Genomic DNA, 15,821 nt, shown 5'->3' on the forward strand with positions numbered 1-15,821 from the left:
CAGCACCAGGCATGCCGCATGCTGCTTGAACTCCGGGGAAAACGTACGTCTCTGCTTGCTCATCAAACACCTCTCCATGGCGAGCATTCTCGCCTAAATCAGTGTCCGGGTACATTAAACCACTACACTGGAATTAACATCGCCTATGTATCCTTTATCGGAGGGGTGGAGCACTGTTAACTTTGGCACTGCCGAAACCGGCGGATTCGGCTTTACGACCATTACACCAGTAGAAGCGGGCCAAAACGGATTTGGCGCTTTCTTTTTTCAAGGTCGCTTTGGTTTCTTTTTCTTTGTTAATAAGGAAAAAGGGATATGCGAAACACTAACTGCAAAGGCAGGTTCCGCTGAAAGCTTCATGGAGGTACTTGAGTTGGAAGTTGGCTTTAAGGTCGAACATTGCGGCTCTTTAGGCTAATGTCTTTAGCTGGACAGTCAAAGACGACATGCCCGACAGGCGGCTTAGGGGCGGGTTCCACATCGCAGTGACAAACCATGAACTTCTTATAAAAGCAATGGTGCTATCCTGACCATCTTCAGCGACTTCCGGCCAGCAGCAGACGGATACGTACATATTTGCATGGTTATAGAAATGCGCATACGCTTAAATAACGGATTTGATGCAGAAATTACTGGCGAAGGTACTCAGCTGGAACTTTTCTCACCCGATGGTAGCCATGTATTCACAGCCAAGCCTCCTGATTTCAGCACCTTCGTTGACTTTGCAGAGCACGCAATCAAGGGGATGTGTCCTCTCATTTCCTTTGCGCCAGGGCACCAAAAAAATGGATGGATTGGTTTTGTGAGATAGACTTTAAATCGCAATCTGCCAACTTGCTCAATCCATGGCGATAGAAGAATGTGCGGTGTGGCGCCGAATTTTGCAGTGCCTGACAGTAATCGGCCACAAGCCGCCGCTCGCAACTTTAGATGATTGACGATGATGAAAGTGCAGGTCAATAGCATCACTGTTTTGATTATTTCACTTGAATAGCTGGGAGCGCTGTTAAACGAGTGTGACCTTGAACCAGAATTTGAGCAGTGGGTAACGGCGGAGCCATTTCCCTCAATGTACATGCTCCGAAATAGAGAACATGCTTGGCTGATGCATATGCGGAATAAAGACGATTCAGCCCACTCAATTAGTAGGTACTCTGGAGACAGTGTTTTTAGCTTTAGATTGGCGAATGGACAGATGAATGAGTACCCGCTTTCCTGGTGCATCGAGGTCGAGCAATTCTACAAGGCTATCGCTTATTTTTATGTGAACCGGGAAGCTGCTCCCGGATGGATAATGGAATTAGTGGCACACCGAATTCGGCCATTAACAGCAATTTGCGAAATCCGCTTCTCGCTTTACATCTATTATTCTTAGTCGATGCTTCAGGTGAAATTTTGTTGGTCAACGTTTAATAATAAATAGATGAAATCACCGGTGCAGTCGACAGTAGCATCTTTACTCGGAATGAGAAAATACGCCCACGTTACAATAGCAATTATCCTAATTATTTTTGGGACAGTACTTATAGCTCAAGATTCAGCAACTGGCTTTTGGCCGTGTGGCGCTGCCTTAGTAGTTGCTCTTCACAGGAAAGTTACAGGACAACCCAAGGCGACAAACGGTTGGTGGCGGCAGTTCGGTTTTGCATTGTTGATGTTAATCTGCACTGCCGGGATTTGGTATGCTGTTGCAACGTCACCTAGTCAGTGCGGGTTTCAGCACCTACAGCTTCGTTTTTTCAGCTGCGCACTAACCTTTAGCGTAGGCTTTACAAGCGTCCTGACTATTTGGGTGGTCGGCATATGCATACTATGTAATTTTCCAAATTCAGAAGACACGAAGGATTTGTATCATTCGACACCATCTTGGGCCGCAATCAAGGAAAGCGGTTGCATATTCCCGACGGCTGATGGGCGAATCTATTTTCTCGACAGGGATGAGAAGCTTGGAAAAAAGGCAGCCGACGGCAAGGATATCAAACTGATTTTTAGCGCAGCTAAGGAAAAGGGTATAGCGAAAAAAGCAGGATTCGGCCCGTTTATGTATTTACGCTTTAAAACTGGTCGAGGAGAGTGGCTTGCTGATCCTTATCACTACTTAACTATTGATCGTTTTTTTGAATGCGTAAATTCAAGCAGCGTCATTATTGATGACTACACGTTGAAGAAGGCAACGGGAAGAGCGAGGTGGCTGTTGCAAATTCGACGATGGTCCGCTCTAATTTTCATTTCCCCGATATTCGTTTCATCATTAATAGGCGCCTTGATTTTTGAAAAAAATTTCGCTGGACGCTTGAATTGGTACAATTTATGGATGTTGTGGATTATTGTCATTGTTGTGTTTTTTGTTGTGGTTGCGTATTTTCTTCAAAACCTTTACAACAAAATTGTATTTAATTCATTAAAAATATAAATGGCGCACTCAAGGGGTGGGCTAAGCCACAACCACTAGGCTTGTGATTTCATTAAATAGTTACGATGCAATTGGCTAAGAATGAAGGTCCGTAACGGGGCGGTAGCGGCCTTTCAGAACTCGGACTCATCTGACAGTTCGTCAGATCAAGGCTGTTCAACGGCCGGCGAGGGCGTTTGCTTAGTCTTGCGCGGTCAATGCCTGAGTGGCGAAGTCGCGGTACTTTGAAATTGCGCCGCGGTACCTGACGCGCCTCCGCCAACAGCTGCCTTCGTCTCATTCACCCTTACCAGACCGTCTGGGATGTCGCCTCACGAGGACAAACTATGAATTGCCGTGCCGCAGATGGCCTGGAAATTGGATTGCACGTTTCTAGCCAAGGCCGAATTGCTTCCTCAAGCTCGCATCGACCGGTGCAGCAGGCAAGAACCGGCGCAAGCGACGCAACAGCGATGCTTGACCGGGAGGCGTTTTTCGCATTTGCCACTTGCCCAGCGCCGCTTCAACAATGGTTGCCGCCACACTGTCGGGAGAGGGGGCATTGTTGATATCACGCGCCACCGCTGCTGCCACTGCCTTGCGTTCACGGTCATAGGCAGCAAGCGTGGCTTTCGCCACCGGCGAATTGGCCTCCAGGCTGGTCTTGGCGTAAGCCGGCGCCACCAGCGTGACATGGACACCGAATTGACGCAATTCGTGGTCCAGCGATTCTGAAAGCCCCTCGATCGCGTGTTTCGATGCTGAATACAGCCCCATATAAGGAGCAGGAAGAAAACCGAGCACCGAGCTGACATTGACAATGCGACCGGAGCGCTGTTCCCGCATATGTGGCAACACCGCCTGGATGGTGCGCATCACGCCAAACACATTGGTTTCGAACAGCAATTGCGCTTCGGCGATGCTCGTCTCTTCCACCGCGCCGGTCAGGTTCACGCCGGCGTTGTTGACCAGCACGTCGATGCGGCCGGCACGACGGTGAACCTCGGCGACAGCGCGTTGCACCGAATCGCTGTCGCGCACATCCATCTCGATCAGCGTGACGCCAGGCAGCGGCGCTGCGGCAGCCACACGGCGGACGGTCCCAAACACCACGCATCCGCTGCGTGCGAATTGCTCGGCAGTGGTGCGGCCGATGCCCGATGAGACGCCGGTCACCAATACAATTTTTGCGCTAGTCATAGCACTCCCTTTCGTGGTTAATTTTTTCGTGCTTAACGCATCTGCACGACGACTTTGCCCTTGGCACGGCCTTGTTCCAGGTACGCCAGTGCCTCTTTTGCCTGCTCAAACGCAAATACCTGATCGATCACCGGCCGAATACGTTCAGCTTCGATCAATGTGGCGATCTCGGCGAGCCGAGCACCATCCGGGCGCATGAACAGGAACGAGTAGGCGGTGTCATGTTGCCTGGCGCGGCGGATGATTTTGGCGCTCAGTAAACCGAAGATGGTCTTCATGATGAAGTTCATGCCGCGCTTGCGGGCAAAAGCGGCGTCCGGTGGGCCGATCAGCGAGACGATCTTGCTGCCCGGCTTTAAGATTGCCAGCGATTTTTCGAGCGCATCGCCACGCAATGTTCCGAGGATCGCATCGTAGTCGTGGAATACGCGCTCCGGGTCCTGCTGTGTATAGTCCACCACCTCATCCGCGCCGAGGGAACGTACCAGGGCCACATTGCCGCTGCTGGTGCTGGTTCCGACGGTTGCGCCGAAATGTTTCGCCAACTGGATAGCGAAGCTGCCGATACCGCCGGAACCGGCCGGGATAAACACTTTCTGGCCGCGTTGCAGTTCCAGCCGCTCTTGCAATGCCTGCCACGAAGTCAGTCCGACCATCGGAATCGAGGCCGCCTGAACGAAGTCCAGATTGGCCGGCTTATGTGCGGCGGCGAATTCCGGCACCACCGCGAATTCCGCCAGGCTGCCGCCAGCCAGGTCAAAGATGCTGGCGAAGACCGCGTCGCCCGCTTTGAAGCGCGTCACGCTGCTGCCTGTTTCAAGCACGACACCGGCCAGGTCGCTCCCCACAATATGCGGCAATTGGAGTGGCATGATGGGCTTGAACATGCCCTTGGGGATCATGTAGTCGATCGGATTAAGGCCGGCAGCGTATACCTCCACCAGGATCTCGTCCGGCTTGAGCGTCGGACGTGGCAGCTCGGCAAACTCAACCTGGTCAAGGCCACCGTAACGCTTGAGTATCAGTGCTTTCATTTTATTTCCTTCGTATATGCAATGTGTGCTCGGCCTGCAATAGCGCCAGGCCCAGCGCGACTTCAATGATCACGGCCGGCAGAATGCCGGTCGTCACATGATGGGCCACCAGCTCGAAAATGCCCAATGCCGCGAGTGAGAAACACGCCAGCGCCAGGCCCCGGCTCATGGCGGTGCGCGCCGGCGATGCCACCGCGTTCCTGGCTAACCAGAACATCGCCGCGACGCCGGCATACAACGCCGCCGCACGGCGGCCGAGCACCTCCGCCGTGGGCGCTGACACCAGGCCCCAGGCTTCCAGCAATCTTTGCGGTGCAAACATCCACGTCAGCGCCAGCGCCAGGAAAAGTACGGCTGTCAGTATCGCCACGCGGCGGAAGCTGATCTTCATGGCGTCAGGCGGCCAGTGCCGGGTAATCGGTGTAGCCTTGCGCGCCGCCAGCGTACAGCGTGGCCGGGTCCATCGGATTCAACGGCGCGTCGCGACGCATGCGCTCGACCAGATCCGGATTCGCGAGGAACGGCCGGCCCATGGCGATCAGGTCGGCACGACCGTCGCGCAAGGCCTGCTCGGCGCTGGCTTTGTCGAATCCGCCAGTAAGGATGAACGGCCCCTCGAAGGCGGCGCGCAGCGCGGACTTGGTCGCCTCTGGCACCGGTGGCGTGCCGCTAGCCGAATGATCCAGCACATGCAGGTACAGCAAACCCAGGGACGACAATTGCTGAACCAGTGCCAGGTACTGCTGATCGACCTCGTCAAATGCAGCCGTGGCATTGACCACGCCGTAGGGCGACAAGCGTACACCGACCCGTTCGGCGCCTATTTCCTGCGCGCTTGCCTGAGCGATTTCCAGCAGCAAGCGGTTACGTCCCGCGATATCGCCGCCATAGCCATCGGTGCGGCGGTTGACGTGCGGATTAAGGAATTGCTCGATCAGATAGCCGTTCGCCCCATGCAGCTCGATCCCGTCGAAGCCGGCAGCCATCGCCAGCCGGGCGGTCTGCACATGCTCCTCGATAAGCTTGGCGATGTCGGCGGCGGTCATCGCACGCGGGGGCGTATGAGGCTGACTGCCCTGGGTATCGGTACGCATCTCTCCGGGGCAGGACTCGGCTGACGGTCCCCAAACTTCGGCGCCGGCTGGCATATTGGCAAGATGGCTGACCCGGCCGGTATGCATGATTTGCAGGACGATCTTGCCGCCTTGTCGATGGACTGCATCGGTTACCAGTTTCCAGCCGTCCCGCTGGGCCGCATTGAACAGGCCAGGCATGCGGGCATAGCCCAGCCCATTGGGCGACGGCGACGTGCCTTCCGTGATGATCAAGCCGGCCGAGGCCCGCTGGGCGTAGTAGCTGGCCATCATACTGTTAGGCGTGTTGTGTTCCAGGGCACGTTGGCGCGTCAGCGGCGCCATCACGGCGCGGTTGGCGAGCTGGACGCCACGCAAATCAAAGGGTGAAAATAACATGGTTTTCTTTCAGTGTCGGTGACGGGGGTTCAGGCTGGCAGCAAGCGAGGTGCGACCTTGCCGGTATTGGTGCTGGAAAAGAGCGCTGCCCGCGCTTCTTCAAAGCGCTCGATCAGCGCTGCGTCAGCCACCGACGGTAAAGTGATGCTTTCGCCTTGGTCCAGCGCGGCCAGTGCCGCATCGACCATGGCGTCGGTCGGCATTACGGTGTCCGGGTTAAGGGCTGCCAATGGCACGCCGGACTGATCCCAGATCTCGGTTGCTGTCGCCGCCGGGAGTACCGCTTGCACCCGCACCGCCGTTTCAGCCAACTCTTGCTGCAAGCCACGGCTGAAACTCAGTACGAAGGCCTTGGTGCCGCTATATACCGCACTGATCGGCAGGGTATGCAGCGCCAGTGCAGAGGAGACGTTAATGATCAGCCCTTCGTTACGTTCCTTCATCCCCGGCAGTACCGCGTGGGTCAAGCGCGTCAATGCGCTGATGTTCAGCGCAATCTGCGCTGTGGTGTCTTGCAGTGCAGCGCCGACCAGCGGCGCCAGTCGCGCAATACCGGCATTGTTGATCAGCACGCTTACACTCGGGTCGCTGGATAGCACTTGCGCTACCTTGGCCTGGCCCTCATCAGTCGCCAGGTCGGCGACCAATGGCGTCGCCTGGACTGGGTATCTGGCGCTAAGCGCAGAGGCGAGGGCCTGGAGGCGTTCGCCTCTGCGGGCAACCAGCAGCAAGTCATAGCCGCGTTGGGCGAAGCGCTCGGCGTAGACAGCGCCGATGCCCGACGAGGCGCCGGTGATCGCTGCGGTTTTGCGGGCAGCTTGGGACATGGTTGATCCTTTCAGTAGTAAAAATGGCGCAAAGGCCTGATAAGAATATGATGATCATCATATTTTGCTTTAAAAAAAACCGCCGGAGAGTTATCCGGCCGCAGGCGTGAACTGTTTCATGGTGGCGGCGCGCAAGGCCTCCGATAACGCTGGATCATCCACTGCGCGCGCAATCATGGTGGTACCTATGAGGGCGCACAGCAAGGCCATTGCCTGCTCATGCGCTTGCGGCTGCCCCCAGCCCGGCAACTGGCGCGCAATCAAATCGACCATTTCCTTAATATGCGAGGTGACCGCATGCCGCACCTCCGGCGTTTGACGTGGCATTTCCGACCCGAGTGCCGTCACTGGACACCCAGTCTCAATCGCACTCAGATGTTCCGGCGACAGATAGGCCTGCATGATTGCCTGCAACGCCAGTCCTGGCGGCGCTGCCGCTACCACCCGCGACGCCAGCGCGGCCGACTCGGCAAACGCGCGACTGCCAGCCTCGGCAAGCAAGGCATCGCGCGATGCGAAGTGCGCGTAAAAGCCGCCATGCGTCAAGCCGGCTTCCTTCATGATATCGGCCACGCCAGTCCCGTCGTAACCACTGCGACGGATAGCGCGGGCGGCAACCTCAAGGATACGGTCGTGCGAGATTTCTTTGCGACTTTTAGCGGCGGATGGTGTGGTGTTCTTTTGCATGATGCTCATCATATCTTATATTGGATTTGTCTGCACGTCCGGGTTTAAAAACTGATCGGCAATGGCCGGGCTGGTGGCAGTCCGCATAAAATCGACGAAGGCGCGCAGTTTTCCAGGCATGTGCTCGCGGTGCGGATAGTACAAGTGAAAAGCGTCATCCAAGCCCCAGTGCGGTGTCAAGATATGCCGCAACACACCGCTTGCCAGTTCTTGCTGAGCGAATTGTTCAAGGACGAATGCAATACCCCGGCCCTGTATCGCGGCGTCGAGAACGGCCCGCATCTCGTCGAACATCAGCCGCCCTTGTACATCAATGTGCACCGTCTGTCCCTGATCCTCAAACCGCCAGTCATACAAGCGCCCCCCAACCGAGTAGCGCTGGCGCAGGCAGTCGTGTGCTAGCAGTTCGGCAATGGTGGCGGGCTCGCTGCGGTCGCGGAAGTAAGCAGGTGCGGCCACCACAATCCTTTTTTGCACCGTGCCCAGTTGCACGGAAATCATGTCGTTTTGCAGTTTCCTGCCCATCCGAATGCCGGCATCGAAACCTGCGTTGACGGTATCGCTCAGCTGGTTATCGAGCGATACCTCCAGGTTGATCAGCGGATAGTGTTCGAGGAACGCCGATTTCCGCCGCCGCGCGCGCAAAGTTCAAATGTCTGGCGGCTGCCTCGAATGTCATCAGGCCGGGTAGATGCAGCGGTGGCGGCAGTGCATCGATTATGTCTTTTTTGTTCATACGCTATCTCTGTTAATGACTATTTACGTCATTATCGCCGATCCGCATAATCGTCAGATCTACCCATGACGAGCACAGCACAATGTACAAAATCTTTGAACCCCTCAGCTTGCGCGGCATCACCCTGCGCAACCGCTACGCCCTCAGCCCAATGTGCCAGTACACGGCCAAAGACGGTTATGCCAGCGACTACCATGCGGTCCATTATGGCCGGTTCGCCCTCGGCGGCTTCGGCTTGCTGATGGTTGAGGCGACGGCGGTTTCGCCAGAAGGCCGCATCACCCACGGCGACCTGGGCCTGTGGGATGACGCCCATATTTCCGGCTTGGCGAACATCGCCGCGTTTGCCAGGAGCTACGGCGCCACCCCTGGCATCCAGATCGCCCACGCCGGCCCAAAAGCGAGCATCCAGCGCGCCTTCGAAGGCAACGGTCCCCTCACTGAAGCCGATGCCGCGCGCGGCGAGCACCCATGGCCAGTGGTATCGCCCAGCGCCCGCCCGGTGGCAGACGGCTGGCTGACGCCAGACGCGCTCGATGCACAGGGCATCGCCAAAGTCCGGGCCGACTTCGTCGCCTCGGCACGGCGCGCCCTGCAAGCGGGCTTCGATGTGCTGGAGCTGCACTATGCGCATGGCTTCCTGCTCAATGCCTTTCTGTCACCGCTGAGCAATGACCGCAGCGACGAGTATGGCGGCAGCTTCGAGAATCGCATCCGCCTGCCACTGGCAATCGCCCGCGAGGTGCGGGCGGTATGGCCGCAGGACAAGCCGCTGTTCGTCCGTCTGTCGGCGGTCGATGGTAGCAGCAAGGGCTGGACCATCGCCGACAGCGTCGCGTTCGCCAAGATATTGAAAGAGGTTGGCGTGGACGTCATCGATTGTTCTTCGGGTGGCTTCAACGTCTATGAATACCCTAACGGCTACAGCTTCCAGGTGCCGTTTGCGGCACAAATTCGCCGCGAAGCGGAGATCGGCACCATGGCCGTGGGCATGATCGTCGATCCGCAGCAGGCAGCAGCCGTGATCGCTGCCGGCGAGGCCGACCTGGTCGCACTGGGACACGCGGCATTGCGCGATCCGCACTTCCCGCTGCATGCACAACAGCAGGCTTCGCACGCCGACTGGCACGTCCAGGCCGGCTGGTGGCTCGCGCACCGCCAAAACAAGTTGCAACAACTGGGACCATGGGTCCCGTAATCAACCAGGAGAGAGAGCATGAATAAACCGACCTATGTACACGATTACCAGACCATCGTCGCGGTACTGAACCAGTACAACGAAGGCTGCAAGCACGCCGACAGCAACATCATGAAGCCGGCATTCAATGCGCAGGCCACGATGTTCAGTGTTGATGGCGACGGCAAGCTGGCCGGCGGCGGCATCCAGACACTATTCGATGGCATTGACAGCGGCTTCAAGCCGTCGCCCGAAGCGCAGGGCGCGATCGTCAGGGTAGACATCGTCGGCACCGCCGCCAGTGCGCGCATTGATACCAACGATGTTTCCGGCTTCTGCTTCACTGACTTCTTCCACCTGTTAAAAGTCGAGGGCGAGTGGACCGTGGTCAGCAAGATCTTCCACACCCACCTGGCCCCCTGAGATCCCGGCGCTACACGAGCTACCTCGCGGAGAGGATGTGCGGCAGCTTCTGCACCCGGAATGCCTCGACGACAAAATCGATAAAGGCGCGGGTTTTCGCCGGCAGCAGTTTTTGGCTGGTGAAATACAAGGAGATCGCCCCAACATCGCCATACCAGTTTGGCAGTAGGCGTACCAGCGAACCACTTTCCAGATGAGGCGCAGCGTGTGGCGCTGGTATCAACCCGACGCCAAGGCCCAGCACCACGGCGCGGCTGAGTGCGTCGGGATCGTTGACCAGCATTACCGGCTGCTGTTTTGCAGTGACTTCGACGCCGGCATGATTGCGCATGACCTGCGTCCGCACGCGACCCGTCATCGGAGAGCGCATCACAACGCTGGGGAACGCGGCAAGGTCAGATGGATCCTTAGGACGACGCTTGCCCTGTAACACCGATGGCGAGGCCACCGCAATCAAATGTATGCGCGCCAGCTCGCGCGCCACCATACCTGGCGGCAGATCAAAGCCAGCACCGATCGCCGCATCAAAACCACCCGCGATCAGGTCCTGCGGACGGCTATCAAAAACCCAATCGGGAGTCACACCCGGATAACGTTCGAGAAACGCTGGCATGAGCGGCAAAAGAAAATCCATGCCAAAGCCCGGTGCCGCACTCAGCTTCAATACACCGGCCGGTTGCCCGGCATTGACCTTGATGTCGGCGATTGCTTGCTGAATGCTGTCGAGACCGCTCTGTACGGATAGCCGAAAACGTTCACCCGCTTCAGTGAGTGTCAAACCGCGCGTATTGCGAACGAAGAGCCGCACGCCAAGATTGCGTTCCAGAAGCGCGACGTTCCGACTTACTGCTGCCGGCGTCAAGCCGAGTCGACGTGCCGCAGCAGAAAAGCTCGCGCTCTCCGCACTGCGGATGAAAGATTCCAGATTGGCGAGAGTTTCCAAGGCTTGGCCTTCAAGTAAAAATTGAAAGTGATTATAGCTGTTTGCTACTAACGCTGGAAAACGCCAGGCCCTAGAATTCAACTCAGCAAACAGTCTATTCACCTCATTTCAAAGGAAATATCATGACTATCGGCATCATTGGCTCGGGCGCCCTCGGCGCCAACTTCGCCCGCATTCTCGCCAAAAAAGGGATCTCGGCCACCATTTCGAATAGCCGTGGACCGGCTTCGCTAACGGACCTGGTCAGAGAGCTAGGACCATCAATCAAGGCAGGCACAGTGGAACAGGCAGCAAGTGCCGACATGGTGCTGATTGCGGTTCGCTGGGTTGACGCGGAAAAAGTGCTGGGTAATCTGCCGGCGTGGAACGGTCGCATCGTGATCGACGGCACTAATCCGGTGGAGTTCTTCGATCCCGCAACGTCGCCGGATGCGCAAGACCCGAGCAATCCGCTCGCTGCTTATGGCATCAAGGCGGTCGATCTTGATGGCAAACATTCGAGTCAAATCATCCAGCAATTCGTTGCTGGCGCACGCGTCGTCAAAGCATTTAACCACAACGACGTCAATGTGCTGAAGGAGCCGGAAACGGCTGGTGGCAAGCGCGTACTGTTCTACTCGGGTGACGACGCTGCCGCAAAAGCTGAGGTGCGCCGCATCATGGAAGCGGCCGGATTCTTCCCGATCGACCTCGGCGCGCTGGACGTTGGCGGACCGCTTGCCTCGCTGCCTTTCGGCCCGCTGTCGACGCACAACTTCATTCGTATTTAATCGGCATACGCTTGCATTCCTGGCTGGCAACATTGGTCGAATGTCGAACCAGCCTGGTGCAGCGACCCGCCCATAAAAAATGCCTGCGCGAGGCAGGCATTTTGGCGGGTGCCGAGTAACAGCTTACGCCACTTTTTCGTCCGGGAAGGCGTTGGTGGCTTTGGCGCCCCAGATTGCGTAGAACAGCACATACAGTTCGCACGCCGCTGTCAGCAGGAAGGACAGTTGCAGGCCGACGGTGTCAGCCAGCCAGCCTTGCACCACCACCAGCGCGCCGCCGGCGATCGCCATGATCAGCAGGCCGGCGCCTTCTTCGGTCAGCGGGCCCAGGCCTTTGATGCCCAGCGTGAAGATGGTCGGGAACATCACCGAGTGGAACAGGCCGACCGAGATCAGCGCCCACATGGCAACGCTGCCAGTGCCCAGCGCGGCGATTATCATCACGATAAACGCGCCGATGGCGCAGAACGCCAGCACGCGCTCGGCGGTGGTTTTGTTCATCGCCCAGGCGCCGAGGAAGCGGCCAACCAGCATGCCGCCCCACAGCAGGAACAGGTAGTGCGCGCCTTGTTCGTGGCTGAGGCCGCCAATCTCAGGCTGCGCGGTGAAGTTGATGAACAGGTTGGCCACGCCAATTTCGGCGATCAGATAGATGAAGATGGCGGGGATGCCGAACACCAGGTTGCGGTGCTTCCACAGCGACAGTTTTTCACGCTCGGCGTCGGAGACGCGGCTGGTGGCGCTATGGTGCATGGCCGGCATTTTGAAGCGCGCGATCACCAGCGCCAGGATCACCAGCACGCAGGCGACGATCAGGTAAGGCAGCTGCACAGCCTGCGCGTCGGCCAGTTTTTCAGCCTGGGTCAGCACATGGCCGGCTTCGGCGGTTCCGGAAGCGGAGCGGCCCAGGATCAGATAGGCGCCGAACAGCGGGGCCAGCGTCGCGCCCAGTGAGTTGAACGCTTGTACCAGGTTCAGGCGCGAGGACGCGGTTTCCGGCGAGCCCAGCACTGCCACGTACGGATTGGCCGATACCTGCAGCAAGGTGATGCCGCAAGCGATGACGAACAGCGCCACCAGCGTCACGCCATACGACGGCATGCGCGCGGCAGGGATCATCATCAGCGCGCCGACCGCCATCATGCACAGGCCGAACACCATCGATTTCTGGTAGCCGATGCGCTCGATCAGGCGCGCCGACGGAATCGAGGCGAAGAAGTAGGCGATGAACCAGACCGATTCAATCAGCGTGGTTTGGGTGTAATTCAGGTCGAACACGCTGCGCAGATGCGGCAGCAGGGTGTTGTTGATGACGGTGATGAAGCCCCAGGTGAAGAATAGGCTGGTCAGCAGCGACAAGACGGCGCGCGAATTATTGGGCTGCGAGTGGACGGAACTGGTGCTGGTGGAGAGTGGAGCGGGCATTGGTGTCTCTAGAAGTTTTCTTAACCTCTTATGCTATCCCAGGGTTCATATGATCTCCAATGCCAAAAAAATCATTATCAATAACATTTGGGTATAGCTGGCATTTCGCTAGTCAATCTTTGACGGATTTGTTGCTCATGAGGAAATCCACGAAGGTCCGCACCCGCAACGACAGGTAGCGGGCGTGCGGATACAACAAGATGAACGGCCGCGATGCGCCGCCGTGCTGTGGCAGCAGTTCAATCAGCGCGCCGCTGGCCAGGTCTTGTTCGACGATGAAGCGGTAGGTCTGTACCAGCCCGGCGCCGCTGCGCGCCAGCGTGACGATGCCCAGCACGTCTTCCGAGCAGCACAATCCGCCCTCTGTGACCACATCCACTTGCTGGCCATCGCGCATGAAAGGCCAGGGGATGCGCTTGCCGGTGCTGGGCAGATCGAACTGGATGCATTCGTGCTTGCGCAGGTCGTCCAGCGATGTCGGCGTGCCGGCGCGTTTCAGGTAGGCAGGGGAGGCGACCAGCACCAGTTCGGCGTCCTCCAGTTTGCGGGCGATCAGGTTGGAGTCGGCGGGCGCGCGGCCGCGTATCGCCAGGTCGTAGCCTTCGTCGGCAAAGTCGATATTGCGGTTGCTGACGTGGATGTCGATGGTCACGTCCGGATATTGGCGGCGGAACTCGCCCAGCAGCGGCAGCAGGCGGTAGTGCGCGTAGGGCGTGGGCGCGCTGATCCGCAGCGGGCCGGATGGCTGGACTTGGGCGCCGGTGATCTGCCGTTCGGCTTCCGTCAATTGCGACAGTGCCTGGCGGCATTGCTCGAAATAGACGCGGCCGCCGTCGGTCAGGCGGATCTGGCGCGTGGTGCGGACGAACAGGCGCACGCCCAGCCGCTCTTCCAGCCGGGAGACGGAGCGGCTGACCGCTGCCGGGGTCACGCCCGCAGCCGTGGCGGCGGCGGTAAAACTGGAGAGTTCAGCTGCCAGGCAAAACAGTTCGATGCTGCCTAGCAGCACATCGTCAAATTGGCGTTTCATGGTGTTGATTGATTACGTGGTGTATCAATTGTCTTGCTTTTCGCTGTGTTTATCAATGGATCGCGCAAAAGTATAGTGGCTACACCGTAACCCACACCTGAAAGGAAGCACATCATGAGCAAGACAGTTATCGTTACCGGCGCATCGAGCGGCATCGGCTTTGCCGTCGCAGAGGCGTATCTGAAACGCGGCTACAACGTGGTCGGCAACGCGCGTACCATTGAGCGTCTGAAGGAGGCGGCGGACAAGCTGGGCAATCCGCCCAACTTCGTGCTGGTGCCGGGCGACATCTCCAGGGCGGCCACCGCGAAGGCGCTGTTTGCGCGCGCTGTAGAGGCGTTTGGCAAAGTGGATATTCTGATCAACAACGCCGGCATTTTCATCGCCAAGCCAGTCACCGACTATACCGAAGACGATCTGGAGCAACTGCTGGACACCAATCTGAAGGGCGTGTTCTTCCCGTCGCAGCAGGCGGCTGCGCACATGGGTGCCAACAAATCCGGCCATATCGTCAACATCACCGCCAGCATTGCGATGCAGCCAAATGTGAAAGTGCCGGCCTTGCTGCCGGTGCTGATCAAGGGCGGCCTGAATCACGCCACGCGCGGGCTGGCGATTGAACTGGCCGCGTCCAACGTCAAAGTCAATGCGGTGGCGCCGGGGATTATCGCCACGCCGATGCACAGCCAGGACGACGCGACGCAGGCCTTTTACCGCACGCTGTCACCAACCGGTACGACCGGTGTAACCGATGACATCGTCAACGCCGTGCTGTACCTGACCGAATCCAACTTCACCACCGGCACCATCCTGCCAGTCGACGGCGGCGGCTCCGCTGGCACCTGGTAATCAAAGGAGAACCACCATGCCATATGTAAATATCCGCGTCACCAACGAAGGCGTGACGGCTGAGCAGAAACAGGAACTGATTGAAGGTGCGACCGACTTGCTGCAACGCGTGCTGAACAAGAACCCAGCAACCACCTTCGTCATCATCGATGAAGTGGAAACGGATAACTGGGGCGTCAACCGCCAGAACATCACGTCAGTGCGTAAGCGCGACAAAGCGGTCGGCTAAGTAATATCAGGGTTACCGCTCGGAGGCGGGCGGCAACCGTAACCATATTATTTTTATTTTCTCCTCATAAATAAAGTATTGAAATGAATGGATCTGGCCTTGCCGCCTCAAGTATCTATTCAAGGCGCAAGCACATATGCTCCTCGTCGTAGAACCGTCCGTTGACTTGCATGCAGCGGGGTTCTACGCCGTAGGTGGTAAAGCCTAGCGAAGTGTAGAGGGCTTTTGCGCGGTGGTTTTCTGCGTTCACAGAGAGGTGGAGTTGCAGCACGCCGATGGACTCGGCGCGCTGTTTGATGTGCGTGAACAGTTGCCGTGCGAGGCCCTGGGCGCGCCATTCGGGATGGACGAACACGCCCCATAGTGTTGCTTTGTGGGCCAGCTGGCTTAAGGCCTCGCGCCGCAGACCGGCGATAGCGATCAGCTGGTCGTCGGCAAACGCGCCCAACACAATCTGCCCAGCGTTGGGCGCGATCTTTTTGCGTATCTCATCCGGCGTTTGCGCGGCTTCTTCTTGTGCGGTGGGCGACACGGCGAACGGCGCATCCGCTATCGCCAGCAGGCGTAGCGCTTTGAATGCTGCGATGTCGTCTTCACTGAGCGGCCGGATGTGCATAGTCGCCCAGA

General features: G+C 57.8%; 18 protein-coding genes. 7 read left to right on the plus strand and 11 right to left on the minus strand.

The genetic code is table 11. The features are described from left to right. Positions 1-145 precede the first annotated feature (145 nt). Both KW842_RS00005 and KW842_RS00010 read left to right on the plus strand, forming a co-directional pair. Positions 146-418 (plus strand): hypothetical protein, encoded by a 273-nt coding sequence (locus KW842_RS00005; protein WP_218302047.1) that lies wholly within the window; start codon positions 146-148, stop codon positions 416-418. Between the two features lie 1,005 nt (positions 419-1,423). Beyond that, entirely contained in the window at positions 1,424-2,413 is a 990-nt protein-coding gene (locus KW842_RS00010) for a hypothetical protein (protein WP_218302048.1), read from the plus strand. Positions 2,414-2,785: 372 nt separating this feature from the next. Here KW842_RS00010 and KW842_RS00015 read toward each other — a convergent pair whose 3' ends face one another. From KW842_RS00015 to KW842_RS00045, 7 genes are all read right to left on the minus strand, one after another. Continuing rightward, positions 2,786-3,592 (minus strand): oxidoreductase, encoded by an 807-nt coding sequence (locus tag KW842_RS00015; protein WP_218302049.1) that lies wholly within the window; start codon positions 3,590-3,592, stop codon positions 2,786-2,788. A 32-nt stretch (positions 3,593-3,624) separates the two neighbouring features. After that, positions 3,625-4,626: an NADP-dependent oxidoreductase gene (locus KW842_RS00020; protein WP_218302050.1), complete on the minus strand. Its 1,002-nt coding sequence runs from the start codon at positions 4,624-4,626 to the stop codon at positions 3,625-3,627. A 1-nt stretch (position 4,627) separates the two neighbouring features. Beyond that, positions 4,628-5,017 (minus strand): hypothetical protein, encoded by a 390-nt coding sequence (locus tag KW842_RS00025; RefSeq protein WP_218302051.1) that lies wholly within the window; start codon positions 5,015-5,017, stop codon positions 4,628-4,630. Positions 5,018-5,021: 4 nt separating this feature from the next. Next, entirely contained in the window at positions 5,022-6,098 is a 1,077-nt protein-coding gene (locus KW842_RS00030; protein ID WP_218302052.1) for an alkene reductase, read from the minus strand. A 29-nt stretch (positions 6,099-6,127) separates the two neighbouring features. After that, positions 6,128-6,925, minus strand: a complete 798-nt coding sequence (locus KW842_RS00035) for an SDR family oxidoreductase (protein WP_218302053.1) — start codon at positions 6,923-6,925, stop codon at positions 6,128-6,130. 90 nt (positions 6,926-7,015) lie between these two features. Continuing rightward, positions 7,016-7,624 (minus strand): TetR/AcrR family transcriptional regulator, encoded by a 609-nt coding sequence (locus tag KW842_RS00040; RefSeq protein ID WP_218302054.1) that lies wholly within the window; start codon positions 7,622-7,624, stop codon positions 7,016-7,018. Between the two features lie 3 nt (positions 7,625-7,627). Then, entirely contained in the window at positions 7,628-8,257 is a 630-nt protein-coding gene (locus tag KW842_RS00045; protein ID WP_229223404.1) for a LysR substrate-binding domain-containing protein, read from the minus strand. 173 nt (positions 8,258-8,430) lie between these two features. Between KW842_RS00045 and KW842_RS00050 the strand changes: the two genes are divergently transcribed. Next, positions 8,431-9,546 carry an NADH:flavin oxidoreductase/NADH oxidase gene (locus KW842_RS00050; RefSeq protein WP_218302055.1) on the plus strand — a complete coding sequence of 372 codons (1,116 nt, stop codon included), beginning with the start codon at positions 8,431-8,433 and terminating at the stop codon, positions 9,544-9,546. Between the two features lie 18 nt (positions 9,547-9,564). Continuing rightward, on the plus strand, positions 9,565-9,948 hold the full coding sequence (locus KW842_RS00055) for a nuclear transport factor 2 family protein (RefSeq protein WP_218302056.1): 384 nt from the start codon (positions 9,565-9,567) through the stop codon (positions 9,946-9,948). 19 nt (positions 9,949-9,967) lie between these two features. Here KW842_RS00055 and KW842_RS00060 read toward each other — a convergent pair whose 3' ends face one another. Beyond that, positions 9,968-10,891: a LysR family transcriptional regulator gene (locus KW842_RS00060; protein ID WP_218302057.1), complete on the minus strand. Its 924-nt coding sequence runs from the start codon at positions 10,889-10,891 to the stop codon at positions 9,968-9,970. Positions 10,892-11,013: 122 nt separating this feature from the next. Here KW842_RS00060 and KW842_RS00065 point away from each other — a divergent pair, with 122 nt between their 5' ends. Continuing rightward, positions 11,014-11,661: an NADPH-dependent F420 reductase gene (locus KW842_RS00065; RefSeq protein ID WP_218302058.1), complete on the plus strand. Its 648-nt coding sequence runs from the start codon at positions 11,014-11,016 to the stop codon at positions 11,659-11,661. Positions 11,662-11,784: 123 nt separating this feature from the next. Here the strand turns inward: KW842_RS00065 and KW842_RS00070 are convergent, their stop codons facing one another. Next, positions 11,785-13,086 carry a sugar MFS transporter gene (locus KW842_RS00070; protein ID WP_229223405.1) on the minus strand — a complete coding sequence of 434 codons (1,302 nt, stop codon included), beginning with the start codon at positions 13,084-13,086 and terminating at the stop codon, positions 11,785-11,787. A 112-nt stretch (positions 13,087-13,198) separates the two neighbouring features. Beyond that, positions 13,199-14,116, minus strand: coding sequence for a LysR family transcriptional regulator (locus tag KW842_RS00075; RefSeq protein ID WP_218302059.1), 918 nt, complete (start codon positions 14,114-14,116; stop codon positions 13,199-13,201). A 114-nt stretch (positions 14,117-14,230) separates the two neighbouring features. Between KW842_RS00075 and KW842_RS00080 the strand changes: the two genes are divergently transcribed. Together KW842_RS00080 and KW842_RS00085 are read left to right on the plus strand one after the other, a co-directional pair. Beyond that, entirely contained in the window at positions 14,231-14,965 is a 735-nt protein-coding gene (locus KW842_RS00080) for an SDR family NAD(P)-dependent oxidoreductase (protein ID WP_218302060.1), read from the plus strand. A gap of 16 nt (positions 14,966-14,981) precedes the next feature. Beyond that, positions 14,982-15,194 carry a 4-oxalocrotonate tautomerase family protein gene (locus KW842_RS00085; RefSeq protein ID WP_218302061.1) on the plus strand — a complete coding sequence of 71 codons (213 nt, stop codon included), beginning with the start codon at positions 14,982-14,984 and terminating at the stop codon, positions 15,192-15,194. Between the two features lie 115 nt (positions 15,195-15,309). Here the strand turns inward: KW842_RS00085 and KW842_RS00090 are convergent, their stop codons facing one another. Beyond that, positions 15,310-15,810 (minus strand): GNAT family N-acetyltransferase, encoded by a 501-nt coding sequence (locus tag KW842_RS00090; protein ID WP_229223406.1) that lies wholly within the window; start codon positions 15,808-15,810, stop codon positions 15,310-15,312. Positions 15,811-15,821 lie beyond the last annotated feature (11 nt).

Source organism: Duganella sp. sic0402 (assembly GCF_019219065.1).
Lineage (GTDB): Bacteria > Pseudomonadota > Gammaproteobacteria > Burkholderiales > Burkholderiaceae_D > Rugamonas.